The organism is Oleiphilus sp. HI0067, from assembly GCF_001635735.1.
This window is the reverse complement of record NZ_LWFI01001499.1, coordinates 1-426: the sequence shown is the minus strand read 5'-3', so window position 1 is coordinate 426 and position 426 is coordinate 1. Positions and strand designations below refer to the sequence as shown.

1 protein-coding gene is annotated in these 426 nt (G+C 46.0%); it reads right to left on the bottom strand.

Features of this window, described 5'->3' with window-relative positions:
* A partial coding sequence (locus A3739_RS24460) for an aldehyde dehydrogenase family protein (RefSeq protein ID WP_156502809.1) occupies positions 1-426 on the bottom strand: 426 nt, incomplete at both ends.

Here is a 426-nt window from a genome sequence, read left to right as displayed (position 1 = left end):
GAGCTTTCGCACAAGCACGTAACTCAACACCAATATGGGCGTACTCTTGCTCTAATGCAGGTAACAATTCTTCGGCTCGCGATACGTTAACTAAAAGCGTTTCCATAGTATTACACGTACCGTATCGCTGAGTTTTGGCGTTGATTGCAATACGTTGTGCCTTCTCTGCGTCAGCATCAGCATCTAAGTACACATGGCAAATACCGTCTAAATGCTTAATAACAGTCACTTTGGCATCACGACTAATTCTCTCAATCAAGCCTTTACCACCACGAGGAACAATTACATCGACATACTCTGGCATAGTGATTAACTCACCCACGGCAGCGCGATCAGTTGTCTCCACTACTTGAACGGCAGATTCTGACAAACCTGCCTGCTTCAGGCCTTCAGCGATACACTGTGCAACAGCCTTATTCGAGTGGA